At 40.1% G+C, this 26,169-nt stretch carries 27 protein-coding genes; 17 read left to right on the top strand and 10 right to left on the bottom strand.

Going from position 1 to position 26,169, the window contains the following annotated elements:
- Positions 1–30 precede the first annotated feature (30 nt).
- Positions 31–2,970 carry an insulinase family protein gene (locus FTU66_RS11485; RefSeq protein ID WP_180112825.1) on the bottom strand — a complete coding sequence of 980 codons (2,940 nt, stop codon included), beginning with the start codon at positions 2,968–2,970 and terminating at the stop codon, positions 31–33.
- A gap of 149 nt (positions 2,971–3,119) precedes the next feature.
- A complete protein-coding gene (locus FTU66_RS11490; protein WP_004973417.1) occupies positions 3,120–3,569 on the bottom strand; it encodes a GNAT family N-acetyltransferase in 450 nt (149 codons plus the stop codon).
- Positions 3,570–3,708: 139 nt separating this feature from the next.
- Between FTU66_RS11490 and FTU66_RS11495 the strand changes: the two genes are divergently transcribed.
- From FTU66_RS11495 to FTU66_RS11530, 8 genes are all read left to right on the top strand, one after another.
- The gene (locus FTU66_RS11495) at positions 3,709–4,713 is read left to right on the top strand and encodes an adenosine kinase (protein ID WP_004973415.1); all 1,005 of its coding nucleotides are present in this window, start codon (positions 3,709–3,711) and stop codon (positions 4,711–4,713) included.
- Between the two features lie 14 nt (positions 4,714–4,727).
- On the top strand, positions 4,728–5,039 hold the full coding sequence (locus FTU66_RS11500) for a Rieske 2Fe-2S domain-containing protein (protein WP_179988655.1): 312 nt from the start codon (positions 4,728–4,730) through the stop codon (positions 5,037–5,039).
- Between the two features lie 152 nt (positions 5,040–5,191).
- Positions 5,192–5,800: an OB-fold-containig protein gene (locus tag FTU66_RS11505; protein WP_096900848.1), complete on the top strand. Its 609-nt coding sequence runs from the start codon at positions 5,192–5,194 to the stop codon at positions 5,798–5,800.
- A 554-nt stretch (positions 5,801–6,354) separates the two neighbouring features.
- On the top strand, positions 6,355–6,546 hold the full coding sequence (cydP, locus tag FTU66_RS11510) for a cytochrome oxidase putative small subunit CydP (RefSeq protein ID WP_070155611.1): 192 nt from the start codon (positions 6,355–6,357) through the stop codon (positions 6,544–6,546).
- Positions 6,546–8,126, top strand: coding sequence for a cytochrome ubiquinol oxidase subunit I (locus tag FTU66_RS11515; RefSeq protein WP_096900849.1), 1,581 nt, complete (start codon positions 6,546–6,548; stop codon positions 8,124–8,126). Before cydP ends, FTU66_RS11515 begins: the two co-directional genes overlap by 1 nt.
- A gap of 2 nt (positions 8,127–8,128) precedes the next feature.
- Positions 8,129–9,274, top strand: coding sequence for a cytochrome d ubiquinol oxidase subunit II (gene cydB / locus FTU66_RS11520; protein WP_004973405.1), 1,146 nt, complete (start codon positions 8,129–8,131; stop codon positions 9,272–9,274).
- 24 nt (positions 9,275–9,298) lie between these two features.
- Positions 9,299–9,400, top strand: coding sequence for a cytochrome bd-I oxidase subunit CydX (cydX, locus tag FTU66_RS11525; protein ID WP_004860610.1), 102 nt, complete (start codon positions 9,299–9,301; stop codon positions 9,398–9,400).
- Between the two features lie 4 nt (positions 9,401–9,404).
- Positions 9,405–9,704, top strand: coding sequence for a cyd operon YbgE family protein (locus tag FTU66_RS11530; protein WP_004973403.1), 300 nt, complete (start codon positions 9,405–9,407; stop codon positions 9,702–9,704).
- 252 nt (positions 9,705–9,956) lie between these two features.
- Here FTU66_RS11530 and aroC read toward each other — a convergent pair whose 3' ends face one another.
- The 3 genes from aroC to FTU66_RS11545 form a co-directional block, all read right to left on the bottom strand.
- A complete protein-coding gene (gene aroC / locus FTU66_RS11535) occupies positions 9,957–11,051 on the bottom strand; it encodes a chorismate synthase (RefSeq protein ID WP_004973401.1) in 1,095 nt (364 codons plus the stop codon).
- Positions 11,052–11,064: 13 nt separating this feature from the next.
- Positions 11,065–12,075: a 50S ribosomal protein L3 N(5)-glutamine methyltransferase gene (gene prmB / locus FTU66_RS11540; protein WP_180112826.1), complete on the bottom strand. Its 1,011-nt coding sequence runs from the start codon at positions 12,073–12,075 to the stop codon at positions 11,065–11,067.
- A gap of 106 nt (positions 12,076–12,181) precedes the next feature.
- On the bottom strand, positions 12,182–12,562 hold the full coding sequence (locus FTU66_RS11545; RefSeq protein WP_004973395.1) for a DUF1311 domain-containing protein: 381 nt from the start codon (positions 12,560–12,562) through the stop codon (positions 12,182–12,184).
- A 230-nt stretch (positions 12,563–12,792) separates the two neighbouring features.
- Between FTU66_RS11545 and FTU66_RS11550 the strand changes: the two genes are divergently transcribed.
- The 4 genes from FTU66_RS11550 (at position 12,793) to FTU66_RS11565 (ending at position 17,446) form a co-directional block, all read left to right on the top strand.
- On the top strand, positions 12,793–13,098 hold the full coding sequence (locus FTU66_RS11550; protein ID WP_154320717.1) for a hypothetical protein: 306 nt from the start codon (positions 12,793–12,795) through the stop codon (positions 13,096–13,098).
- A 143-nt stretch (positions 13,099–13,241) separates the two neighbouring features.
- Positions 13,242–14,615 (top strand): AarF/ABC1/UbiB kinase family protein, encoded by a 1,374-nt coding sequence (locus tag FTU66_RS11555; protein WP_180112827.1) that lies wholly within the window; start codon positions 13,242–13,244, stop codon positions 14,613–14,615.
- Positions 14,616–14,884: 269 nt separating this feature from the next.
- Positions 14,885–16,195 carry an acyl-CoA dehydrogenase family protein gene (locus FTU66_RS11560; RefSeq protein WP_180112828.1) on the top strand — a complete coding sequence of 437 codons (1,311 nt, stop codon included), beginning with the start codon at positions 14,885–14,887 and terminating at the stop codon, positions 16,193–16,195.
- Between the two features lie 51 nt (positions 16,196–16,246).
- The gene (locus FTU66_RS11565; RefSeq protein ID WP_004973386.1) at positions 16,247–17,446 is read left to right on the top strand and encodes an acyl-CoA dehydrogenase family protein; all 1,200 of its coding nucleotides are present in this window, start codon (positions 16,247–16,249) and stop codon (positions 17,444–17,446) included.
- An 89-nt stretch (positions 17,447–17,535) separates the two neighbouring features.
- On the opposite strand, the gene FTU66_RS11570 is transcribed toward FTU66_RS11565, so the two are convergent.
- From FTU66_RS11570 to FTU66_RS11580, 3 genes are all read right to left on the bottom strand, one after another.
- Entirely contained in the window at positions 17,536–17,871 is a 336-nt protein-coding gene (locus tag FTU66_RS11570; protein WP_004973384.1) for a type II toxin-antitoxin system PemK/MazF family toxin, read from the bottom strand.
- Positions 17,871–18,119 (bottom strand): AbrB/MazE/SpoVT family DNA-binding domain-containing protein, encoded by a 249-nt coding sequence (locus FTU66_RS11575; RefSeq protein WP_180112829.1) that lies wholly within the window; start codon positions 18,117–18,119, stop codon positions 17,871–17,873. The genes FTU66_RS11570 and FTU66_RS11575 overlap by 1 nt, the downstream gene beginning before the upstream one ends.
- A gap of 176 nt (positions 18,120–18,295) precedes the next feature.
- The gene (locus FTU66_RS11580; RefSeq protein ID WP_004973378.1) at positions 18,296–19,501 is read right to left on the bottom strand and encodes an alkane 1-monooxygenase; all 1,206 of its coding nucleotides are present in this window, start codon (positions 19,499–19,501) and stop codon (positions 18,296–18,298) included.
- A 166-nt stretch (positions 19,502–19,667) separates the two neighbouring features.
- Here FTU66_RS11580 and FTU66_RS11585 point away from each other — a divergent pair, with 166 nt between their 5' ends.
- Positions 19,668–20,621 (top strand): AraC family transcriptional regulator, encoded by a 954-nt coding sequence (locus FTU66_RS11585; RefSeq protein WP_096900855.1) that lies wholly within the window; start codon positions 19,668–19,670, stop codon positions 20,619–20,621.
- Between the two features lie 5 nt (positions 20,622–20,626).
- Here FTU66_RS11585 and lpxB read toward each other — a convergent pair whose 3' ends face one another.
- A complete protein-coding gene (lpxB, locus tag FTU66_RS11590; RefSeq protein WP_004973375.1) occupies positions 20,627–21,802 on the bottom strand; it encodes a lipid-A-disaccharide synthase in 1,176 nt (391 codons plus the stop codon).
- 226 nt (positions 21,803–22,028) lie between these two features.
- On the opposite strand from lpxB, the gene FTU66_RS11595 reads away from it, so the two are divergent.
- The 3 genes from FTU66_RS11595 (at position 22,029) to FTU66_RS11605 (ending at position 24,761) form a co-directional block, all read left to right on the top strand.
- Entirely contained in the window at positions 22,029–22,916 is an 888-nt protein-coding gene (locus FTU66_RS11595) for a sulfite exporter TauE/SafE family protein (RefSeq protein ID WP_004973373.1), read from the top strand.
- 170 nt (positions 22,917–23,086) lie between these two features.
- Positions 23,087–24,178: a 3-deoxy-7-phosphoheptulonate synthase gene (locus tag FTU66_RS11600; RefSeq protein ID WP_042068745.1), complete on the top strand. Its 1,092-nt coding sequence runs from the start codon at positions 23,087–23,089 to the stop codon at positions 24,176–24,178.
- Between the two features lie 61 nt (positions 24,179–24,239).
- Positions 24,240–24,761, top strand: a complete 522-nt coding sequence (locus FTU66_RS11605; RefSeq protein WP_004973370.1) for a protein tyrosine phosphatase family protein — start codon at positions 24,240–24,242, stop codon at positions 24,759–24,761.
- 34 nt (positions 24,762–24,795) lie between these two features.
- Here the strand turns inward: FTU66_RS11605 and ispF are convergent, their stop codons facing one another.
- Complete coding sequence (gene ispF, locus FTU66_RS11610; RefSeq protein WP_004973369.1) at positions 24,796–25,284, bottom strand: 2-C-methyl-D-erythritol 2,4-cyclodiphosphate synthase; 489 nt, start codon at positions 25,282–25,284, stop codon at positions 24,796–24,798.
- A gap of 98 nt (positions 25,285–25,382) precedes the next feature.
- Between ispF and FTU66_RS11615 the strand changes: the two genes are divergently transcribed.
- Positions 25,383–26,033: a hypothetical protein gene (locus tag FTU66_RS11615; RefSeq protein ID WP_180112830.1), complete on the top strand. Its 651-nt coding sequence runs from the start codon at positions 25,383–25,385 to the stop codon at positions 26,031–26,033.
- Positions 26,034–26,169: the final 136 nt, after the last annotated feature.

Genomic DNA, 26,169 nt, shown 5'->3' on the forward strand with positions numbered 1-26,169 from the left:
CCCCCTTAGTTTTCGTTGTTATTTCACGTATCAGTTCACTTGTTTAATTTCAAAACCAAGTTCGAGCAATGCTTCACGTTTTGACACAGGTGCGACTACGGCTTTAGATGCTTGCTGCTGACGCAAATATTGCTCCGCAACACGTTTTAAATCGTCTAAAGTCACCGCCAATAAACGCTCACGTAATACTGTGCGGAATGAGGGTGTACGCGCGTGCAATAATGCATAACATGCAGTAATCGCTTCACCTGCAGGCGAACCTGGTTTATCCATACTAGCAATTAAACCTAAAATCGCTTCTTCTAGTTGATGCGGCAATTGCTCTGCATTAAATAACCAATCAATACTCGCTTCAAAGTCTGCGAAAGTTTCTGCCAAGCGTGGATCACGATAACTGTAAAAACGGAATGAACATGCATTGCCATCGTAGCTTGCACCGCCACCGTAAGCACCGCCTTTTTCACGGATTGCGCTGTGTAAGAAACCATTGCGCAAATATGCAGCCAATACCATCAAAGGTGCAGCATCAGGATGCGACACTTCCACCGCAGGATACGCAGCCGCACAGAATTGCACATTGGCTTGAATCAACCATGCTTGATCTTGCGCTGAATCATCTACAGGAACTTGAGTTAAAGCAGCAGGATTTTCTGCAACAGTAAGTTTATCCCAAACTTCTTGGATTTCTTCAACCAAACGATCGGATTGATGTTCTTCACATACTAACAAAAATTGCTTAGGTGCTTGCAGTAATTTATGGTGAATCAACTGCAATTCAGCAATTAATTTGGCATATTCGGCTTCATCTTTTTCAATTTTTCCGACCAAATCTGCCAACCAGTTTAATGCACCTAAACCTGTATTGTTGTAATCACGCTGCGCTAAAGCACTATGCTGACGTCCCGCAATTTGCATAGCATAACTATGCCCTGAACCCGACAAACGTGACTGCCAACGGGTTTTACGTTGTTGTAACAGCTCAATAATGCGGTCTTTTTCATCAAAGCGTAATTGTTCAAATGCCAGTTTCAGCAAGCGGATGGCTTCAAGATTATTCACCAAAGACTTAGTGGTTAAAGTGAGCCATGCACTGATCTGATTTTTGTCATCGACTTTAGAGCGTAAAGATGCGCCCATGCCCAAACCACCGCTGACTGCGGTTTGTAGCTGTTGTAATTCTAAATAGTCGTATTCACCTGCACCCACTTCGCCCATCAAAATAGACAGCAAATTAAAATATGGCGATTGAACAATTTCATCAGGAATTTGAATCAATACTTGCTGATAGTAAATTCCATTGGTTCCTGCATGATATAAATTTAAAGGATAATCAATGCGGTTACTGATAATTTCACGCAACTCACCCTGCACAATATGCAAAGCTGCAGGCACATCTTCCAAACCAACTTTTGGCAATAAATTCAAATCATCTGGCGTATCTTGACGGACTTTTAAAGCTTCCGTTTGCGCGACGATTTCTGCTTTTTGCTCATCTGTGAGTTGTGCGCCTATCTCAGCCAGACGTGCTTTTTCAAGTGCAGCATCTTTGGCCGATTTTTCTGCATCTGGAACCAAAGTCATTTGAACACGGTGCGGGTTATCAATTAAATGCGTCTGAATTAGCCGTGATAACCACATTGGATCTTTAAGTTCTTCTTTGACTTGCTCAATCGCAGTATCTACATCCCACACCTGAATTGGGTCATTGTGGTGAATTGCACTGCTTAAACCATTTAAAATCAAGCTCAACCCGTATGGCATACCATCGCCATTAATTTCACGCTGATGCAATTCAATTTGATGCAAAATTGCATCGACCAATGCCGTATCCACAGGCTGTGCAGCCACGTCTTGTAAAACTTTTAAAACGCCCGCCTGAAATTCTGCTGCATGTTCAGGGTTAGAACCTTGCACACCACAGAAGAAGGTCATTTCAAAGTTGGAATCATCCACGCCCATCAATGGCCCTGTAGATTGTGCATGCGCCCAAGTTTCCAAATAATGACGCAGTGGTGATGCAGAATTTTCAAGTAAAACACCTTCAACCAAACGCATACCTAAGCGTAATTTAATATCGCTTGCTTCAGGCAATAACCACGCCAAAACATGATAAGTTTTATCTTTCAGTTCTTCTGCATCGACTGCATAACTTTCAGTCACTGCCACTGGCGCAGCTAAACGACGCTCAGGCTTCGAATACAACGTTTCGCCCTGTTCAAATTTCGCCAAAGCCAACTGTTCAAACTGTTCTTGTAAATCGTATGCAGGCGTATTGCCAAAAGTCATAAATACCGCATTACTTGGGTGATAATGTGACTTATAAAAATCTACCAATTCTTGATAGGTTAAATCTGGAATATCTTTCGGGTCGCCACCTGAATTGTAGTGGTATGTTGTTTCAGGGAATAAATGATAAGCCAATTGGTGATAAAGCTGATCGGATGGCGAACTCATCGCACCTTTCATTTCATTAAATACCACGCCTTTATAAACAGGCTCACCATTTTCCAACTCAATACGAATACCTTCCTGAGCAAAATCGAGAGGATTTAAATTGGCTGCAAAAGCCGCATCCATATATACCGAAAGTAAGTTTTGAAAATCTTTTTTGTTTTGTGTCGCAAATGGATACGCCGTCCAGTCTGCAGCGGTAAATGCGTTCATAAAGGTGTTTAATGAACGACGAATCATTAAAAAGAACGGGTCACGTACAGGAAATTTTTCTGAACCACATAGCGCAGTATGCTCTAAAATATGCGCCTCGCCTTTGGAATCCATTGGTTGGGTGCGAAATGCGACTAAAAATACATTTTCATCATGATCTGTCGCCAAATGATAATGCACCGCACCTGTAACTTTATGTTTATATTCAGACACTAAAATGTCTAAGGCTTCAACATGGTGTTGACGTACCAACTGAAACGCAGGATGTACAGTCTGGGAAATGGTTTCAGTGACATCTACAGTCATGTGATCTCCTAAAAATAAGCAAATAAAAAACTAAAGCCATTATAGCTTTAGTTCTTTAGATAATTCACGTTGAAAACCCGACTAAATTGATTGAAATTTGCAAAGTATCAACAAAATGCTGCGCTGCACTGGCTGTAGCATGAGCAAAACTAGATCAGGTATTTAAAATAACTATAGTTTGGATGATTTTCGACATACACATAATTCTGTTTTTGATAAAAATGCGCTGCCGATTTGGTATCAGTGTTTAAACACAACGCCGAAAAATTAGCACGTGCTTTTTTCTCTAAATGTTGCAAGAGCTGTTTACCTACGCCATGTTTACGATAATTTGGCAAAACATAAAAACGACGTACACGTCCAATACGACTTTCAATATCTTGCTCATTCCATTGCTGGTTTAAGCCACCACATGCAACCAATTGATCACCATCGTAAACAAACAATAAAAACTCACCAGGCTGATTAAAGCGGTTTTTACCACTTTCCCATTCTTCAATTAAACGATGGACAAAATCAAAGCCTTCTTGAGCAGCATGTTTGGCCAAAGTCTGAATTTGCGTTGGTAACTCTTGTGCTTCTTTAATTTCGATGTTCATCTAACCTTCCTGATAACTCTGCTAAACCCCTATTTTTCATCAATAACATTCATTCAGCTGAATTTTATTCATGAAACTACAGCAATCCTGAGCATTGGTGTAAACTTAGCGTTTTTAATTTTGACTGTGATTTAAAGACATGGCAACTGTTGACCTTTTTGCAATTGGTAATGCATTAATTGACCAAGAATTTCAAGTCTCGGATGACTTTCTCATTCAACATAGCTTGCAAAAAGGTACTATGCAATTAACCGATGGTGAAACACAAGCAAATTTATACAACAACTTAATTAAAACACAAAGACATAAAGGCCAAGCTTCGGGTGGTTCTGCCGCAAATACCACCGTTGCATTTAGTGCTTTAGGTGGTCAAGCCTTCTATGCCTGCCGTGTTGGTAACGATGAATTGGGTGATATTTACCTCAAAGGCTTAAATGAAGCAGGTATTCACACCACAACCAAATCGGTCAGTGAAGGCGTTACAGGGACTTGTATGGTACTTGTGAGTGATGACTCTGAACGTACCATGCACACTTACTTGGGCATTACCGCAGAACTTTCTGCTACACAAATTGATTTTGAGCCACTTAAAACAGCAAAATGGCTTTATATCGAAGGTTATTTATCTACTAGTGATACTGCACGTGCTGCGGTAAAACAAGCGCGTGAAATTGCCAAAGCCAATCAGGTTAAAATTGCACTGACTTTATCTGATCCTGCCATGGTGCAATATGCGCGTGAAGGTTTGGATGAGTTACTAGATGATGGTGTGGATTTGATCTTCTGTAACCAGCAAGAAGCCATGATGTACACAGGAACGGAAACGGCTGAAGCGGCATTAGAACAACTAAAACAAAAAAGCAAATACATTGTCATTACATTGAGCGCACAAGGTGCCCTAATTTATGATGGCAACAACGCTTTTTCTGTACCAGGTCGTCAAGTCACTGCTGTTGATGCCAACGGTGCGGGTGATGCCTTTGCAGGTTCATTCCTGTATGCACTCAATGCAGGCTTAGGTTTCCAAACTGCAGCTCAACTTGCCATTCTGATTTCAAGTGAAGTGGTTTCTCAATTCGGCCCTCGTCTTGCGGTAGAAGATTACGCTAAACTTTTGCATAGCATTCAAAAGGAATCTGCATAATGAATAAAATTTGTATGATGGAAGACATTCCTGAGCGTGAAGCACGTGCCTACGAAACGCCAAATGGTGACACAATTTTTATCACCCAACGTGATGGCATGTATTACGCTTACCAAAACGTCTGCCCACACCTACAAGTGGAATTAGAATTTTTAGAAAACCAGTTCTTAGACCGCGACCAAGAATATATCGAATGCTCAACGCATGGTGCATTGTTTATGGTTGAAACAGGTGAATGTATTTCTGGCCCTTGTTTAGGTCAATCACTTGAAAAAGTCGAGATCAGCGTTCATTCAGATGGTGGGATTTACTTGATCAACGACTAACTTTTTTGCAACTTTCAGAAAGAAGCGAAAAGTTCCAAATCTTAGCTCTATACAAAACCAGATCATTTATCTATACTCTCTAAGCAGAGTTAGATCAATGATCTGCATCTAATAACATCACCTATAAATATTTCAACACGTGAGTTTAGCGCATGCATGAGTTTTTATCTGATTTGAACTTAATGCCCTTTCATCTCAGCCTAGTTGTTTTATTGCTACTCAGCACTGTCGAAACGATTGGTTATTACTTTAATTTTCGCCCAAGTCAGTTGCTCAAACGTGCATTTTCACAACGAATTACAGAATCGCCACTTTTAGATGTTAAATTTTCTAAAGTACTGATTTTTGTTTTTTTACTGATGAATTTCAGTGTTGCAGGATATTTTTTACAGTTTTTGATTTACTCACAACAACAACATTTCGTTCCTGCTTATTACATTATTATTCCAGCGTTTATTATTGCCATCTTTTTTACAGTCTTCATGATTCACTGTTTAGACCAAGTGATTAAGCCCAAATATAGCGTGCGCCAAGTCGATTTACTCGGACGTTTAGCCACAATTTCCAGTGGTAATGCCCGTCCTGGTTTTTCTGCACAAGCACGTGTACGTGATGAGTTTGGGCAACTGCATTATGTGCAGGTTGAACCTGAATTTGGTGAACTTGAATTTCAAGCTCAAATTATTATTGTGCGCAAAAAAAGATCTCACTATCTTGCCAAAAAAATTTCGGCATCAAATAACCTATTTAGCAATCAATAAGTTATTTTTTAAGATTTAAAACCAATCTTGCTGACCTAAGAAAGTTAAAATTTTTCACTCAAACTCAACACAATCTGTTTGTTTATAAACGATACATTTCATGTGATCTGAACAATATTTACACAAAATCATTATGAAAAAAATGCTGTTTACCCTAGACTAAGCCAAAGACAAAGCACCACTACATTGTAGGGAAATAAAAAAATATGCGGAATCGTCATTAAACTTTAACAAAAGAATGAGAATAATTATTAGCTGATAATATCTCTAATTTATTGCTATTTTTAGATTGATTTTTATTCATAGCAATTTAGTCTGATTTGCTTTTTTAAAATATAAGTATTTTAGTCAGATTTTGAATTATTAATTACAAGTGTTTCTGTCAAGTTTAAAAAATATTACTTTCCTCCATTTATTCTCTGCAACACCCAAAAACAAACTATTGATTTATAATAAGTTAACAATATATTTGCATTTTAACTGTGCCAGCTATTTTTTTTTGTATGTTTTTGTTTAATAATATAAAACACAGTTTAAAAAATAGGCTTATAAAAGTGAGCTTAGTTCCTAAAGATTTAAATAGAAAAGTAGTTCGTGAACTCACGATCATTTTAATAATTAAGGTCGTGCTGTTAATGGTCATCAAAAATATTTGGTTTGATGCCCCAACTATTCCTCAAAATTTTGATTCACAAGTTGCTGAGCGTATTGCTGGCAGTCCTTCCTCAATCAAGGAGACACGTTGATGATTTCTGAAAGCGTGGTCGATCTCTCGCGGTTCCAATTCGCAATGACCGCGATGTATCACTTTATTTTTGTTCCACTGACTTTAGGTCTGGCTTTTATTCTTGCCATTATGGAAACCACGTATGTGATTTCTGGTAAAGAAATTTATAAAGACATGACCAAATTCTGGGGAAAACTCTTCGGTATTAACTTTGCCTTAGGGGTAACCACTGGTTTAACCATGGAGTTCCAGTTTGGTACAAACTGGGCGTATTACTCACACTACGTGGGTGATATCTTTGGTGCACCACTCGCAATTGAAGGTTTAATGGCCTTCTTCTTAGAATCGACCTTCATTGGTTTATTCTTCTTTGGATGGGATCGCCTCTCCAAAGTGCAGCACTTATGTGTAACGTGGCTGGTTGCGCTTGGTTCTAATATGTCCGCTCTCTGGATTTTAGTTGCCAACGGCTGGATGCAGAACCCAGTGGGTTCTACCTTTAACTACGAAACCATGCGTATGGAATTGGTTGACTTCGGGGCGTTAATTTTTAACCCTGTTGCGCAAGTTAAATTCGTACACACTGTTTCTGCAGGTTATGTAACGGGTGCTATTTTCGTTTTAGCGATTTCAAGTTATTACTTATTGAAAAAGCAAGACTTGCCATTTGCGCGTCGTTCATTCGCTATTGCAGCAATTTTCGGTTTAGCTTCTACTTTATCTGTAATTCTACTTGGTGATGAATCAGGTTATGAATTAGGTGATGTTCAAAAAACCAAACTCGCAGCAATTGAAGCAGAATGGGATACTCACCCTGCTCCTGCAGCGTTCACTTTATTTGGTATTCCAAACGAAGAAACGCAAACGACAGATTACGCAGTTAAAATTCCTTATGTCATGGGGATTATTGCAACGCGTTCTATCACCGAAGAAGTGACTGGTATTAAAGACCTGATCGCAAACCACGAAGTTCGTATTCGTAACGGTATGGTTGCTTATCAACAACTTGAGCAATTACGTGCGGGCGACCAATCTCCTGAACTTAAAGCTGCATTTGAGCAAACTCAAACCGATTTGGGTTATGGTTTATTGTTGAAAAAATACACGCCAAACGTAGTAGATGCGACTGACGAACAAATTAAAATGGCTGCTGCGGATACTATTCCACACGTACCAAGTTTGTTCTGGGCATTCCGTGCCATGGTAGCTTCTGGTTTCTTAATGCTGTTGTTATTCGCACTTGCAACTTTTGCAGTGGCTAAACGCAACGCAGAAAGCAAACCTTGGTTATTAAAATTTGCGTTATTCTCATTACCATTACCTTGGATTGCAGCGCAAACAGGTTGGTATGTAGCAGAAGTTGGTCGTCAACCATGGACAATTGGTGAAGTACTTCCAACACACTTGTCTGCATCTTCACTCAGCACTGGCGACGTATGGGGCTCAATCATTGCATTGGCAGCGTTCTATACCGTTTTGCTGATTATTGAAATGTACTTGATGATCAAATTCTCACGTCTAGGCCCAAGCTCGCTTCATACTGGTAAATACCACTTCGAGAAAATTGAAGCTGCGAAAAAAGCCAATGAGGAGGCTTAAGCATGATCGAATATGAATTACTCAAAATCATTTGGTGGGTGTTAGTGGGTGTATTACTCATTGGCTTTGCCCTCACCGATGGCTTCGACATGGGGTCAATGGCGATCATGCCATTTGTAGGTAAAAATGACGAAGAACGCCGTGCTGCAATCAACACGATTGCACCGCACTGGGATGGTAACCAGGTTTGGTTCATTACAGCGGGTGGCGCGTTATTTGCTGCTTGGCCAATGGTATATGCAACAGCATTCTCAGGCATGTATTGGGCACTACTCTTAGTTCTGTTTGCCCTATTCCTGCGCCCAGTTGGTTTTGACTACCGCTCAAAACTTGAAAACACCAAATGGCGTACATCTTGGGACTGGGGTTTGGCTGTAGGTGGTGCAGTTCCTGCATTAGTGTTCGGTGTTGCGTTTGGTAATATGTTCCTTGGCGTACCATTTACCCTAGACGAAACTGTACGTTCAACATATACAGGCAGCTTCTTTGCATTATTAAACCCATTCGCTTTAGTGTGTGGTTTAGTCAGCTTGTCTATGCTTTGCGCGCATGGTGGTGCATGGTTAATGCTGCGTACCGATGGTGACTTACGTGCACGCTCTGCAAAAGCAACGCAAATCATGGGCATTGTGTTCCTTGTGTGTTTCTTGGGTGCAGGCGCATGGCTATACTTCGGTGGTATCGAAGGTTATACCCTAGTCACTCCATACGACACGAACGGCGTAGCAAACCCATTGGCTAAAGAAGTTTTAACCAATGCAAACCCAGGTTGGATGAACAACTACTCAGCGTACCCTATTACCATGATTGCACCAATTATGGGCATCTTGGGCGGTATTTTGATTATTCTTGCAGCAGGTAAAAACAAAGCTGGTTTAAGTTTCACAGGTTCATCTTTAGCGGTGATCGGTGCGATTTTAACTGCAGGTTTTGCATTGTTCCCATTCTTAATGCCATCAAGCCTCAACCCAGTTGCAAGCTTGACCATGTGGGATGCGGTATCAAGTAAAAACACATTAACTGTAATGACTGTTGCAGCATGTATCTTCGTACCAATTATTTTGCTATACACCACTTGGTGTTACTACAAAATGTGGGGCGTTATCACCAACAAGCACATTAAAGAGAATTCACACAGCCTTTACTAAGGCTGTGTCTAAGGAGAATAAATTATGTGGTACTTTGCATGGATTCTCGGTATTCTGATGGCATGCTTTGCAGGTGTCTTGAGTGCCCTGTATATTGAATCTCATCAAGACCTTGACGAGGAATAATTAGATGACAGACACTGCAGTGAACGCTGAAACAACAGTTCAAAAACCGAACAAGATTGCGATGGTTATTTCATGTTTATTGGCATTCCCACTCGCAGCTGTACTGCTTCTTCATCCAGCAGCAATGCTGGATGCCAACGGTGAATATAGCCACCGTGCCATGATGTTTATTATGATTGGTATTTCAGGTGGCTTTGTACACGGTGTTGGTTTTATTCCACGCTTTTGGTTTTGGAAATGGTTATTTAGCCCATTTGTGGCTTGGCCATTGATGATTTGGGGTTATTACACTTGGTTTCTTTAATGAGGTGTAAATAAATTCCTTGAAAAGAGCGCAATATGCGCTCTTTTTTATTGGCTTAATATTTAGGAGCCGCAGATCATTCCTCTGCATCTTCACCATATAAAACAGCGTATAAAATTTTGAAACTTACAATCTAAAAGAAGAACTAAGCTCAAAACTCAGGCAGAAAAAAGCCAAACACTACGGTTTGGCTTTTTTCACAACATATTTTCGCACTTGGCAATGATTATGCACCTTGCTTAAAGCATATTGTTATTTCGGCTCAATGGGTGCAAACGGTGCAACCACATCGGCATTCTGCGCACGATGACGCATGAAATGATCCATCAATACAATCGCAAGCATAGCTTCTGCAATTGGCGTTGCACGCACACCTACGCAAGGATCATGGCGTCCTTTGGTCAGTACATCCGTATCTTCACGGTTTAAATTAATGGTTTTACCAGGTGTAGTAATACTGGCTGTTGGTTTTAAAGCAATCGCAACACGAATATCTTGACCACTAGAAATACCGCCTAAAATACCGCCTGCATGGTTCGCCAAAAAGCCGTCAGTGGTCAGTTCGTCACGGGTTTCATGCCCAAACTGCGCTGCCACTGCAAAACCATCTCCAATTTCAACGCCTTTCACAGCATTGATAGACATCATGGCATGGGCAATATCGGCATCTAAACGATCAAAAACAGGTTCCCCCCAACCCACAGGAACTTTTTCAGCCACAATTTCCAGTTTTGCACCACAGCTTGTACCCTGTTCACGCAAAGACGTTACCAAAGCTTCAAAACGTGGTACAGCATCGGCATCGCCACAGAAAAATGGATTGTTTGGTACTTCGTTCCAATCTAGCTTTTCAGCTTTTTCTGTACCAATTTGAGTGACGTGACCACGAATCACAATTCCAAATTTTTCGAACAGGTATTTTTTTGCAATTGCACCTGCTGCAACGCGCATTGCTGTTTCACGTGCGCTTGAACGTCCACCACCACGATAATCGCGGAAACCATACTTTTGCGTATAGGTATAATCTGCATGCCCAGGGCGGAAAGTCTGTGCAATATTACCGTAGTCTTTCGATTTTTGGTCAGTATTACGAATCAGTAAACCAATTGAAGTTCCAGTGGTTTTACCTTCAAAGACACCTGAAATAATTTCAACTTCATCGGGTTCTTTACGCTGTGTCGCAAACTTAGACGTACCCGGTTTACGGCGATCCAAATCTTTTTGTAAATCTTCTGCAGACAGTTCAATCCCCGGTGGCACGCCATCGACAATCGCCATCAGACCTACGCCATGAGATTCACCACAAGTCGTTACACGGAAAAGTTGCCCTATACTATTACCTGCCACGTCCAACGACTCCTTATGCTTGAACAGATTGAATAAATAAATCGCGATATTGACGGCATTGTGCTGCAGTCAATGCAAAAATACCTGAACCACCTTTTTGGAATTTTAACCAGTGCAAATCAACCGTGTTGAAATTCTGTTTCATCGCCCATTCAGAATTACCTACTTCAATCACAATCAGACCATCTTCAGTTAAGTAATCTGCCGCCTGCGCCAACATTTTACGGACTAAATCTAAGCCGTCTTGCCCTGCTGCCAATGCCAATTCTGGCTCATGATGGAATTCTTCAGGTAAATCTGCCATATCTTCCGCATCAACATACGGCGGGTTAGATACGATTAAATCATACTGATTTTCGGCTGGGATTTTGGCGAATAAATCAGACTCAAGCAACGCCACTTGGTATTGTTTGTTGTGATGTTCACAGTTAATTTGTGCGACTTCCAAAGCATCTTTTGAAATGTCAGTTGCATCGACTTCAGCATCTGGAAAAGCATAAGCCAAAGCAATCGCAATACAACCTGAACCCGTGCACATATCCAAAATACGTTGTGGGGTTTTAGGCGCAGCATTGGCTGGTAAATTGTTATCTGCTTCACGCATTTGACCATTTTCATCTAGACAATATGGCGCAAAACGATTTTCAATTAGTTCTGCAATAGGTGAACGTGGAATCAAAACACGCTCATCTACATAAAATGGTTTATTAAAGAAATAAGCCAAATTCAACAAATATGAAGTTGGTACTTTTTCGTTAATACGGCGTTCAAGCAGACTTAAAAACTCAGCCACTTCGCTTGGTAAAAGTTTGGCATCTAAAATTTCTGGGTCTGCATTCCAGTCTAAAGACATTGTTTGCAATACCAATGCAGAGCTTTCTGCAAAATAATCTTCTGTACCTTGACCTAAATGTGCATCGTATTGACGTAATGCTGTAACCCCAAAACGGATAAAATCACGAATAGTGCTTAGGTTTTCAGCAGCTTCCTGCAAATGTTCAGGGCTAATTGTCGGTCGATCCACTTAAGGCGCTCCAAGGTCTAATTTTAAAACGCTTTATAATACCCTGTTTTACTCGGTTTTATAATGTTTAAGCAGTTTCCAAGTAATTTATTTACTATGGTTTTACTTATTTGATTCCCACAAACTGACCTTGATAATAATCAGCGCGCTCTGCTGTTTGCAGCAAAACACATTGTGCACGTTGTAATGCGGCAAAATCGCTTTGAGTCGATAAATAACAGCGTTGTTTTACACGGTTTTCCCAAAGTTGATGCTGTTGTTGAATATTACTGGCATTGCCTGCGCTGCGTTTTACATAGGCTTTATAGTGTTTTTTGAGTCGTTTGGTTTGTGCTTTTTGCTCAGTTTTAATACATTTTTGCGATTGGGAAATTTTGCCATAACTATTGTTCATACATTGCGTATAGCCTTGTGAAACGCCATTCGCCCAAACTTGAGCTGTACCCAAAGTCAGCATCCCCAATAGTGTAAATATCCAAACTTTCATATTTTCCCCTGAGCGCAGTCTGTTTTTAAAGCGCGGTAAATTTTCAATATTTTATAATTTTACAAAACCCAAATTGCTGCATTGATGCTACAAGATTCAGGTTAAAAAGCATATAGTCAATCCCCTGCTTTTTATGATTCAGTCTATGATAAATGCACAACAATCATTGAAAAATGTGACAATATCCCAATAATTGAATTACTCATTTTATAGATGAAACTTTCAGCCTTATGAGCTACAAACACAATAATTTGATGGCCATGCGCCAAAGCTATTGGAACGACAACCACTCCGAAGCAGTCTTGATTGAAAAACAATTTTTTCAGCAAATTTTGATTGAAAACGGCATTTTTGAAAATTCGTCATTAGATGATGCCAAATATCTATTTTTTAGTTTGCCCAGCGTGATTATTGTTAAGGGATATGCGCATGGTTTTTTACACGATTCTGTAAAATTGATGATTCTCAAATTTATCCAAGACAACAAAGCGCAATTGATGAAAAAAGCCGAAACCAAAGTGCAATATCGGATGTAAAAGTACTTTTAAGCCGTTTTTCATACTTTTTTCACGAGGAAACTCGTCGTTCAGCAAGTTGAACTTTTTTAATACGTTAAGACGCGCTAATATCCGTTACAATCTAATTTTCCTGCGTATTGCTGATTTAAGGATTGATTTTAATGTCAGATCAGAACGATAAGCTTAAACAACTCAAGACTTCCTCTATGGATCGACGCTTATCCATCGCAAAGGCATCTTTACTTGCAGGAACACGATGGGCAGCCTCGAATGCCACCTCTATGTTTTCAAGCGAAGAAGAAAAAGAACGTAAACGAAAAAAAGCCATGAAAGAACAAGCCGATTACTTGGTGGCTGAAATTGGCAAACTCAAAGGCTCTATCGTGAAGATTGGGCAAATGATGGCGCTGTACGGCGAACATTTTTTACCTGAAGAAATTACGCAAGCACTCAACACGCTGAATAACCAGACTGTCGCATTGGCATGGCCTGCGATTAAACAGCAATTACAGGCACAGTTAGGTTCCAAACTTGATGATCTCACCATTGATCATGAGCCATTAGGTACAGCCTCTTTGGCTCAAGTTCACCGCGCGACCCGCAAGTCGGATGGTTTGGAGTTGGTATTAAAAATCCAATATCCAGGCGTAGCAGATGCGATTGACTCAGACATGAGCCTATTTAGAAATATGCTCAAATTGACACGCATGGTGCCGCAAACCCGTGAATTTGATCAGTGGTTTGATGAAGTGCGTGAAATGATGCATCGTGAAGTCAACTATCAAATTGAAGCGGAAACGACACGTCGTTTTGCTGCCCGTTTAAAAGATGATCCGCGCTACATTGTGCCGCAAATTGTGGATGAATACTGTAGCGACCAAGTGCTGTGTATGACCTTTGAACGTGGCGTACCGATTAACAGCCCTGTCATGCTCTCATTACCTCAAGAACGCCGTAACCAATTAGGCGAAGCCTCTTTAGAAATTGCTGTGCGTGAAGTATTTGAATGGGGCGAAATGCAGACTGACCCGAACTTTGGCAACTACTTAGTTCGCTTAGGTAATGGTGAAGATATTCACGATAAAATTGTACTGCTCGACTTTGGTGCTATTCGTCAATTTGATCAACACTTGCTGACTGTGGCGCGTAATTTGATCAAGGCGGGTTATTACCACGACCCACAAATGATGGTGAATGCCATGACGGGTTATGAGTTTTTTGACAGCATCCCTGAAAGCATTAAACCAGATATGGCCAAAGTGTTTCTATTGGCAACCGAAGCCTTTAGTCACTTAGACAATAACCGCGATTTACCTGCAGGCGTGATGGATGAACAATCGCGCTATGACTGGAAAAAAAGTCAGCTGCATAGCCGTGTCATGCAACAAGCATCTAAATCGATGGCTTCGCGTTACTTTAGTGTGCCTCCTAAAGAATTTATGTTTATTAGCCGTAAATTTATTGGTGCTTACACCTTTATGACCGTGATTGATGCGAAAACCAATGTCCGCAAAATGATTCAAAAGTTTATTTAAGTCCCAACTTTTATTTCTTTGATCAAAGCTGTTATATAGACCTAAATGATTGTTGCCCACTCGATGCAATTGTCATTTAGGTCAATTTATTTTAAAAGCGTAGATTTCTATAAAATTAATAATCTATAAAAATCCACAGATTAGTCCAGTTATAAGAAAATTTTTACCGTTTATCTTTGACAATTCTGCATGTCAGCAATGACATAGTTTTTTTATAGTCTGCATGTCAGCATAAAAAACAAGCATTCTCTGTGTAGGACAACACAATCATGAGTCAAATGATAAACAAAGCCCAAGGATTCGGCTTAGCGCTACTCACTAAAATGGCATCGAGTGATCTGCTCGATCAATTCAAATTACGCAAATGGGTTGAACAATCTCTATATCACTCAGCCAAAGCAGGTTTTAAAACCTTTGAAACCACTCAAAAAAATTTTAAAAGCACACAAAAATTACCGCAACAACGACTGACACGTCAATCCAAAGATTTATTTGATTTGTCATTGAGTGAAGAACAGCAAATGCTGGTCGATGCCATGCAGCAATTTGCTACAGAAGTGATCTATCCATTGGCACATCAGGCAGATCATGATGCGAAATCCCCACAAGTATTATGGCAATACAGCACAGATTTAGGTTTGAACACCTATGCTCTGCCCGAAGCTTTAGGCGGTGTTGCCACTGAACAAAATATTGTCAGCCATATTTTAATTGCCGAACAATTGGCACGTGGTGACTTTGGCTTAACCGCAGGATTACTTTCCACATTTGGCGTAATGAATGCCATAACTCGCTGGGGTTCAGAACAGGTTCAAAATCAGTATTTATCTGCGTTTTCCGAAACAGACGCGAACCATCCAACGCCACTTCAAGCCACTTTTGCGATTCAGGAAAATACTGCTGCGTTTAATCCGTATCAGCTAAAAACCAAAGCGACTTTGCAAAATGGACAGTACCTAATTACAGGTGAAAAAACGCTGGTGATTTTGGCCGAAACAGCAGATTTATTTTTGGTTAGTGCAGAGCTAAATGGTCAAGCCGATGTGTTCATTGTGCAACGTGATGCTTCTATTCAATTTAAAGCAGCGCCTGCAATGGGCTTAAAAGCCTGCGAAACCGCGACTTTAAAGTTTAATCAGACACCTGCAGCACGTTTAGGCACAGATGATTTTGATTACAGCGCATTTTTAGATTTAGGTAATCTCATGTGGTGCGCCATGGCAGTTGGTTGCTGTGAAGCAGTGAAAAGTTATTGTATTCGCTATGCCAATGAGCGCACTGCATTTGGCGAACCAATTTCACATCGTCAAAGTGTGGCTTTTATGATTGCAGATATGGCCATTGAAATTGAAGCCATGCGCATGCTGTTGCTGAATGCAGCGAGTCTTGCCGAATCGGGTAAAAACTTTCATCGAGAAGCATATTTAGCACGTCTGCTCTGTGCAGAAAAATCTATGCAAATTGCCACCAATGGCGTGCAAATTTTAGGTGGTCATGGCTTTACCAAAGAACATCCTGTAGAGCGTTGGTATCGTGATTTACGTGCGACTGCAATTATGCATTCAGGCTTGCATGCTTAATCTCACACCATCAATAAACGATAGCCAGCTAGAAAAATAAGGAATACACCCATGAATTTACAAAATCCAAAAAAATTCAAAATGTTGGTCGATCAGGCACATGAAGTTGCTTTAAATGTATTACGTCCCATTTCAAGAAAATATGATAAAGCCGAACACGCCTACCCGAAAGAATTAGACATGCTTGCAGCCTTGGTTGATGGTATGAACCAAGCGGGCGATGGCATGAATGCAGGTGCAGCAGTCAACAAACGTGGTGACACATCTACAGGTAACAAAAATGGCGTAAATATGTCTACCGCACTGAGTATTGTCGAAATGTGTTATGGCGATACAGGTTTATTACTCAGTATGCCACGCCAAGGTTTAGGTAATTCTGCGATTGCTGCGGTGGCCAATGAAGAACAATTACAACGCTTTAATGGTGTTTGGGCAGCCATGGCAATTACCGAACCCAACTGTGGTTCTGACTCTGCGGCTATTCGTACCACTGCCACCAAAGTAGACAATGAATATATTTTAAATGGTGAAAAGATTTTTGTGACCTCTGGTGACCGCGCCGATGCCGTTGTTGTGTGGGCAACCTTAGACAAAAAACTGGGACGTGCTGCGATCAAATCCTTTGTTGTGACTAAGGGCACACCTGGCATGACCGTGGAACGCTTAGAACATAAATTAGGGATTAAAGCCTCGGACACAGCAACAATTCGATTTGAAAATTGCCGTGTTCCTGCGAGCAACCTTTTAGGCAATACAGAAATTGATGTTGCCAAAGGGTTTGCAGGTGTGATGGAAACCTTTGATAACACTCGCCCTTTGGTGGCAGCTATGGCCGTTGGTTGTGCCAAAGCCGCTTTAGAGCGGATTAAGGAAATTTTTAAAGACCAATTAGATGCAAATTATGCCACGCCCTATTTACAGTGTTCACATATCGCAGCACAGACTTATCGGATGGAAGCAGAATGGGAAGCCGCACGTTTATTGATGCTCAAAGCAGCATGGATGGCAGACAATAAACAGCCTAACTCACGCGAAGCTTCTATTTCCAAAGCCAAAGCTGGTCGCGTGTGTAATGAAATCACGCTCAGGTGTGTCGAGTTAGCTGCATCGGTGGGTTATAACGAAGATGAGTTATTGGAAAAATGGGCACGTGATTCGAAAATTTTAGATATTTTTGAAGGTACGCAACAGATTCAGCTATTGATTATTGCCCGTCGTGAATTAGGTAAAAGTTCGAGTGAGCTCAAGTGATTTTATGATTTAAGGCATATAGTAAAGTAAGATAAAAGACAGATTTTCATAGAAATATTGCTATAAATTTCTGTCTTTTTCGATATAAATTAATCTTCAGGTGAAAAAATTGCGATATATCTTGCTAAAACCTCATCCAAAACATCTGCGTGCGAGGATTCTAAAAACCGCGCGTGTCTAGCTTCAAAATCTAAAGCTCTAGGTTGATCACAACGCACAATACCTGTAGTTTTCCCACCAATAAGCTCTACAGCGAAACCCATATTTCGTGCAAAGTTTCCACCAGAAGTAATAGGCAAAACAATCGGCATTTTAGTAATAAGATTAAATGACTTAGGTGAAATAACAAATACAGGTCGCTTACCTTGTTGTTCATGTCCAAGTGTTGGATCTAATGAAATCAAATAAATATCGCCTTGATTCATTAGATTTCTTCTCGCCCAACTGCTTTTACATCATGCCACGCATCTTGCTCTAATGCTAAAGCTTGATGCTCTTGCAGCAAGTCAGCCAATTTATAAGCTGGCTTCGCTTTAGGTTCGACCACTAACTTACCATTCACAATGCTCAGAGAAACTTCCTTTCCCGCATCTAAACCTAAACTTTTTAATAATGTAGGCGGTACGGCAAGCATGACCGAACCACCTACTTTTCTCAAGTTTGTATGAATCATACCCACCTCAATATTATATAAATATATAACTTTATTATGCGCCAAAATGAGATGAAGTCAATTCATAGTAAGATGAGTGAAAATAGACATCTGGTATACATCTCAATCTTTCCTTTGAAAGATATATACAAAAGAAATATCAAAATGAATATTAAAAAATAATCTTAATAATTCAATCAATTATCCACCACACCAAATTTCTTAAAAATTCGTGCACGGCGTTTAGGCTGAATATTGGCTTTGTTTAAATTGCCTTGATAATGTTCAAATACACGTTTATCCATAATTTTAAACCACAAAGGTGGAATCATGGCAGGCAGCAACATGCTGGCATAACCGCTTGGTAATTCAGGCGCTTCATCAAAATGTCGCAAAGCCTGAAATGGTCGGGTTGGATAAGCATGATGATCGGAATGACGTTGTAATTGATACAAAAACAAATTGGTCACAATATTGTTATTATTCCAGCTGTGTTCAGGCATAGTGCGCTCATATTTGCCATGCGCATCTTTTTGTCTAAGCAAGCCATAATGTTCTATATAATTAATTATTTCAAACAGGCTAATGCCATAAAAAGCCTGTGTCGCCAAATACGGAATGATCCCAGTACCAAAACGCGCCAACAATGCAGCATGAAATGCCGCACTCATGCCCCAGCCTTGTAATAATTCATTGTCTTTCGACCAAAAACTTTTGCCTTTACGTTTTAAACGCTGAGTTTCAATTTGCAGTGCAGACTTAAACGAACCTTTTACCGTGCGGGGCCAAAACTCATAAAATGTTTCTCCCATACGTGAAGATGCAGGGTCTTCAGGTGTCGCAGCACGTTTATGATGCCCATACGGATGCTCAACCCGAAAATGGTTATATCCTGTTGGTGCTAAAGCCAAATGTGACAGTAAGTGATCTATTTTTGAAGATTTATGGCTGAGTTCATGCGCAGTATTGACAGCAATACCATTCACCATCCCCATGGAAATACCCAGAAAAATTTTATCGACTAACGAGGTTTGTGGCCGTCCAACCAAATAAGCTGCATAAATATTGGCGGCATATTGCAAAGGAATAAAACTTTTCACCAAACGCGAATAATACCGATCTTCCTCAAGTCGTTTCACATCTTCATTGCTTGGGTTATTGGCATCTTGACCAATTAAAGTATCAATTGTTGGAATAATCACATGCAATAATAAAGGGCCACCTAGAGCAAAAACTTTTTTCGCAGGCTTCGGAGCGAATTGATAACCCGCCAAAATCCCCATCCCCAATACAGGTAAAAATGGGCTGATCAACCATAAATAACGCTTTTTATCGAGTTGAGCCGCGCTTTTATAAGGAACATCCTGTTCCATCTCTTTAAGCAAATGAAGTGGTGCGTTCATCTTATTTTCTTCCTTCTACGCTGTTCTACCTATATATTTGAGGAAAGACACGAGAATGAACAGTTGCAGACGTCCAAAAAAGCTATGCAAAAGTCTTTGGCGCAAAAATGCGCTATATTGTCCTGAAATCACAGGTTTATTTTTTATAATGATTTATGCTTAAAATATGGATGCTTTAAGTAAAATTTTTGATGATATACATCTGCACCAATCAGAATATATATATTTAAATCCTCAAGGAGATTGGTCATTTCAATATCGTGACCAAGGGGCAATGCTGGCTTATGTAGTACTACAAGGCTCGCTGCATATCCATTTATCTGCACAGACACACCTTCACATTGATGCAGGTGATATTGTCCTGATTCCATCGGGTTGCAGTCATTACGCAAGTGCAACTGCAGACACTCACTGGACAGAACACTTTGATATTTCGGATTTATTTCAAATTCAGTCACAGCAGTCAATAAATTTTGGCACGATAAATCACACACAAGCTGAAGACGCATTTATTTTGGTGATTCAATGCCACATGGACACCACCATGGCAAAACCGCTTTTAAGTGCCCTACCCGAATATCTGCATATTCCGCATATCATGTGCAGCACAGCGCCCGAGTGGTTACAAATTGGCTTGCAATTTTTAGCGGTGGAAAGTCATCAAATCCGACCGGGACGGGATAAAATATTAGATCACTTGGTCAGTATTTTACTGATTGAATGTGTGCGTGATTATATTTTTCAGCTTGATGACTCAAATAACTGGCTCGGCGCTTTGGCACATCCTGAACTTTCCAATGCGCTCGCAGCTATTCATGGTCAACCCGAAAAAGCATGGACGGTAGAAAGTTTGGCAGAACAATGTTGCATGTCACGTTCTAAATTTGCCAATTTGTTTAATCAGGTGATTGGTGAGCCGCCTTTGGCATACTTACAACAACATCGGCTACGCTTGGCATCGCATTATTTACAGCAAGGACAATTGTCGATTCAACAAATTGCCCATCGTGTCGGTTATTCTTCCGAAACCGCCTTTAGCCAAACTTTTAAAAAGCAATTCGAGCTAACACCTAGCCAGTATCGGCAGCAGTTTCAAAACAACAATGCAATCACGAAATGAACAGTTTAACGATCTAAAATCGCCAAAATTGCTTGTGCAGGGTCTTCGCTGTTATCGGACAATAATTGCTTATGCATAGTGATATGTTGCATCACTTGAATTTGTGCAGTTTCGATATAAATTAACTTTTCAATTTCTGCTGCCAAACGCTCTGGTGTTGCATCATCCTGAATTAATTCCTGAATCACCTTTTTACCTGCAATAATATTTGGCAATGAATAATAAGGAATTTTCACCAACAGTTTCGCAATCCAGTACGTAATGCGATTGAGCTTATAAAACGTAACCATTGGACGATGTAATAGCATCGCTTCTAACGTCGCCGTGCCTGAAGCCAGTGCAATCATATCGGACGCATTCATTACCTGACGACCAATTTTGGATTCTGTGCCACGATTTTCCATCAATTGCACTTTGTCTTGTAATGCACTCGGATAAGACTGCAGTAACGCTTCAATTTGTTGTTTACGTGCATCATTAATTGCAGGAATTAAAAACTTAAACTGCGGATATTTTTGCGTCAAAATATAAGCCGCATCTAAAACTAACGGCCCTAAACGCTCAATTTCACCACGTCGGCTACCAGGCAATAACGCAATATGTTGTTGCTGTTGGTCTAAACCCAATTCTTGTTTTGCTGCAGCAATTGGATTTTCCAACGGCAACTGACTCGCCAAAGGATGTCCGACAAAGGCTGCAGGCACATCCCATTTTTTAAAAAAGGCTTTTTCAAACGGAAATAAACACAGTACCAAATCTATACTGGCTTTAATGCCATGTACCCGACCTTGTCGCCATGCCCATACCGAAGGACTGACATATTGCACGGTTTTAATCGGCAAGTTTTTCTGTTTTAAACTTTTGGCAAGACGTAAATTAAAATCAGGCGCATCAACTCCGACAAAGACATCGACGGGATGTTGAGTCCACTTTTCGACCAAACCATCCCGTACTGCAAAGAGTTTTTTCAAATCTTTCAGCACTTCAACAATGCCCATTACCGATAAAATATCCATCGGATAATAACTTTTAAAACCTTCCGCAATCATTTGTGGGCCACCAATGCCTTCAAACTCTGCATCAATGCCTTGCTCACGAAAACGTCGCATGAGTTGTGCCCCTAAAGTATCACCCGATACTTCTCCCACAACGATACCTATTTTAAGTTTCCGATTTTGCAAGCGTTTTGTCCTCTAAATTTTAATGGATATGAATTTTCGCATTTTAGCATAGCCACTGTATTTTGTAAGAAACAGAAAGTAAGCCGTGGCTTGAATCTGCGATCTTTTGCACTGATTTTCCACATTGACTATATCTGTTTTAAGAATAAGTAAATCATTAATCAAGACAACAGCTTATTGCCAAAAGTCATAATATATTCACGATTTTTGACTTCGGCATATCTTCATGGTTGGTCCTTTAGAGTTTATTTTGGCAGGTGTATTGGTCGGCTTCTGCGTGGGTGTGACTGGCGTAGGTGGCGGTTCACTGATGACTCCCATTCTGATCAGCTTGTTTAAAATTGAACCGCATATCGCAATTGGAACAGACCTACTTTATGCCGCCATTTCAAAATTCTGCGGCTCATTGGTTCATGCCAAAAAAATGAATATTGTATGGCCCATTGTCATTTGGCTTGCGGTGGGCAGTATCCCTGCTTCATTTGCGACCCACTGGGTTTTAGAGAATTATTTAAGCCAATCTACCCATTACAAAATGGTACTGACCGTGGTACTGGGCTTTATGTTGACCTTAACTGGCATCTCAATTGTGTTTCGCAGTCAAATTGAAACGTTTTTTAATAAATACCATAAACAAGAATTGCCCGATATGACCCAAGACCTTGAAAAGGTCAAACTACAGGCTGCAGATAAGCGTGCCCTCATTGTAATTATGGGAGTTGTACTGGGTGTATTTGTCACACTTTCTTCAGTGGGTGCAGGTGCTTTTGGCATCATGGCATTGGTGCTGATGTTCCCGAATCTACCGATGATTCGTATTATCGGTTCAGATGTCGTGCATGCCGTCTTACTTACCCTAGTTGCAGGCTTAGGTCACATGAGTTCAGGCAATGTCGACTTTCACCTATTGGTTTGGTTGTTGGTTGGCTCGATTCCTGCAATTGTGGTGGGAACTTTAGTCAGTTCACGTTTACCTGAAAAAGTGATTCGTAAAGTTTTAGGTATTACCTTATTTATTATCGGGATTAACTTTATGGTCAATCCTGTGAAATCAAAACCTATCAGCACACCAGAAACTGCAACAGCAGTTTCTGAGGCACAAGCCAGCCAATAATGAATGCTTTATCTGACAGGATTTTGCTAAAACAGACCGTTTAATTTATCTACCCGATTCATCACTTATTTTTTAAAGAAGTATTCATCTTTTTATAACAAAATACAGTGAAATTCATGTTATATTCAGACTATTAAACAATCTTTTGTATGATCAAACCAGTGACGGCAATGAATACTTTACAGTCTAATCCTCTTACACAATCAGACATCGATGACGTGAATATTGAAAGTATTCAGCCACTCGTGACTCCTGCAGAATTAAAAACTGAGTTACCTTTGACTGAAAATGCTTATCAAACCGTTCTTCGTGGTCGTGAAACAATCCGCAATATTTTAGATGGTAAAGACAAGCGTCTATTTGTGGTGATTGGTCCATGTTCTATTCATGACCCTGCTGCTGCACATGAATATGCAGATCGTTTAAAAGTATTAAGCGAAAAAGTAAAAGATTCTCTTTATATTGTGATGCGTGTTTATTTTGAAAAACCACGTACTACAGTGGGCTGGAAAGGCTTAATTAACGATCCAGACATGAATGACTCTTTTAACATTGAAAAAGGCTTGCGTCTTGGTCGTAAACTTTTACTTGAGTTAAATGAAAAAGGTTTGCCATGTGCGACTGAAGCACTTGATCCAAACTCTCCGCAGTATTATCAAGATTTAATTTCTTGGTCTGCAATTGGTGCACGCACTACAGAAAGCCAAACGCACCGTGAAATGTCATCTGGTCTTTCTTCTCCAGTCGGCTTTAAAAATGGTACAGATGGCGGCTTAACAGTTGCTACCAATGCCATGCAGTCGGTAAAACACGGTCACAGCTTCTTGGGTCTTAATGATCAAGGTCAGGTTTCAGTAATTCGTACTAGCGGCAACCCGTATGCACACGTGGTTTTACGTGGTGGTAATGGCAAGCCTAACTACGATGCAGGCTCTGTTGCAGATGCTGAAAATGCATTAAACAAAGCCAAAGTCAGCACCAAAATCATGATTGACACCAGCCATGCTAACTCAAACAAAGACCCATTCTTACAGCCATTGGTATTAAAAAATATCACTGAGCAAATTTTAGATGGCAATAAGTCTATTGTTGGGATTATGGTCGAAAGTCACCTGAAAGGTGGTCGTCAAGATATTCCTGAAAACTTATGCGATTTAGAGTATGGTAAGTCTGTGACTGACGGTTGTATCGACTGGGATACCACTGAAAAAGCATTGCTTGAAATGCATGAAGCATTAAAAGACGTTTTAGTGAATCGTTAAGATTTAAAAACGCCATCTTCATGATGGCGTTTCTATTTGTAGCATAGGAAATTCTGCGCGCATGAATGACATTGAAACCCAACTTAGCCAAATTAAAAATTTCCAGTTCATTCATGAGCGTTTGTTTTCTTCAGGTCAGCCTACGGCTGAAGAATTAAAACAAATTAAAGAATATGGTATTGGCACTGTCATTAATTTGGCTGAAAGTGATGCGGAACACGCCCTTCCCCATGAAGACAAAATTTGTCTGGATGTTGGACTAAACTATATTCAACTGCCAATTTCATGGGAAACACCATCCTCTGATCAATGTTTATTATTGCTCGATTTGGTCAATCATTTATTAGAAAGCCAAATGGTGTGGGTACATTGCAGCAATAACAACCACGTCAGTAGTTTAATGTATTTGTATCGTCAATATTTTATGGATGTGGATATTGCAACGGCTCAAGACTTTTTACATGATATCTGGAAACCCAATGAAACTTGGACAGGCTTAATTCACGCCGTTTCTTTGCAATTACAAGGTCGTAAAGCCACGCAAGATTTACAACAAGCTTTAGAATCTGCTGAACTTTCTTAATTCAGCAGATTGTATAGATAAAATTCTAACGCGATTATTTTGTATGAGAAATCAATACAATCGCTGTTGCTAAAATACCTTCCTGACGCCCAGTAAAACCTAATTTTTCAGTGGTTGTCGCTTTGATACTGATTTGTGTGACCTCAACATCCAATACATCAGCGACACTTTGGCGCATTTCTAGCGTATGCGGTGCAAGTTTAGGACGTTCGCACGCCACAGTAATATCGGCGTTATTCAGTTTATAGCCACGATCTAAAATGAGTTGATAAACCTGTTTAAGCAATACCCGACTATCTGCACCTTTATAATTTGGATCGGTATCTGGAAAATGCTGCCCAATATCCCCCAGCGCCAAAGCACCTAATAATGCATCGCATAGTGCATGCAGCACTACATCACCATCTGAGTGTGCTTTTAAACCTTGTGTATGAGGAATTTGAACACCTGCAAGCGTCACAAAATCTCCCGCTTCAAAGGCATGAACATCTAATCCTTGTCCAATACGAATCTGTGCAACCATGTTCAACTCCTGTAGAAATAAATCATTGAAATCTTGTATTCATACTTTCGATTTCGCTATATTAGACCTAGCGCAACATAGTGAAAGTATAAGCGATCATGCTGTTGAAATCTGAGATTCATCTTATCAAAAACTTAAGTACACTGCTGTTATTTGGCTGTTTATATTCATCTTTCTCTTATGCTCAAGGGATCGATTGTACGTCTACATCCAATAAAAAATTGGCGCAGGTGTGCACAGAAAATTTCTCAGAATTGCGTGAAAAATTAAGTGATCAACATTTAACAGCTTATTTGATGAGTGATGCGCCTATTCGCTTGTTAGAAGATACTCAGCAATTGTGGATCCAACGCTTACAGCAATGCAAAAGCTTAAATTGTTATACTCAGCAATTTGATTTTAGAATTGATCAACTGAATTTTTTCACTTCAATGAATCAAAGCATGACTCAACATTATTTAAAATATGAAAATGGTCAATTTGCTGCACAACCCGTACATTTACAAATTCATCAACTCAATAAAAACAGCATTAAAATTGAAGGTATTGCTTATCGCAATCCAAATAACCGCCTTGAAAGCCAAAGTATTGCCTTTTTAGCTTATACAACACCTGATCAAAAAAACAAAATCATCGACAATGAGCACGATTGCAGTTATGAGTTTAATTATTCTAAAGCAATCTTAAAAATTCAAACCAAACAAAAAGGTTGTGAACGCTTTGCGGGCATCTATCGTTTATACGATTAATGCTGAACATTGACATACTCCCACCACTTTCGTTTTCACTCAAGTGGGGGATTCTAAAAGCAAAGCTCTTAGGCGACTTCCTCACGGATTTCGCTTGCTTTCTGCTTCTTAGGGCGACCTTTACCGCATCCACCCT

The organism is Acinetobacter sp. YH12131 (assembly GCF_013418635.1).
GTDB classification, from domain to species: domain Bacteria; phylum Pseudomonadota; class Gammaproteobacteria; order Pseudomonadales; family Moraxellaceae; genus Acinetobacter; species Acinetobacter towneri.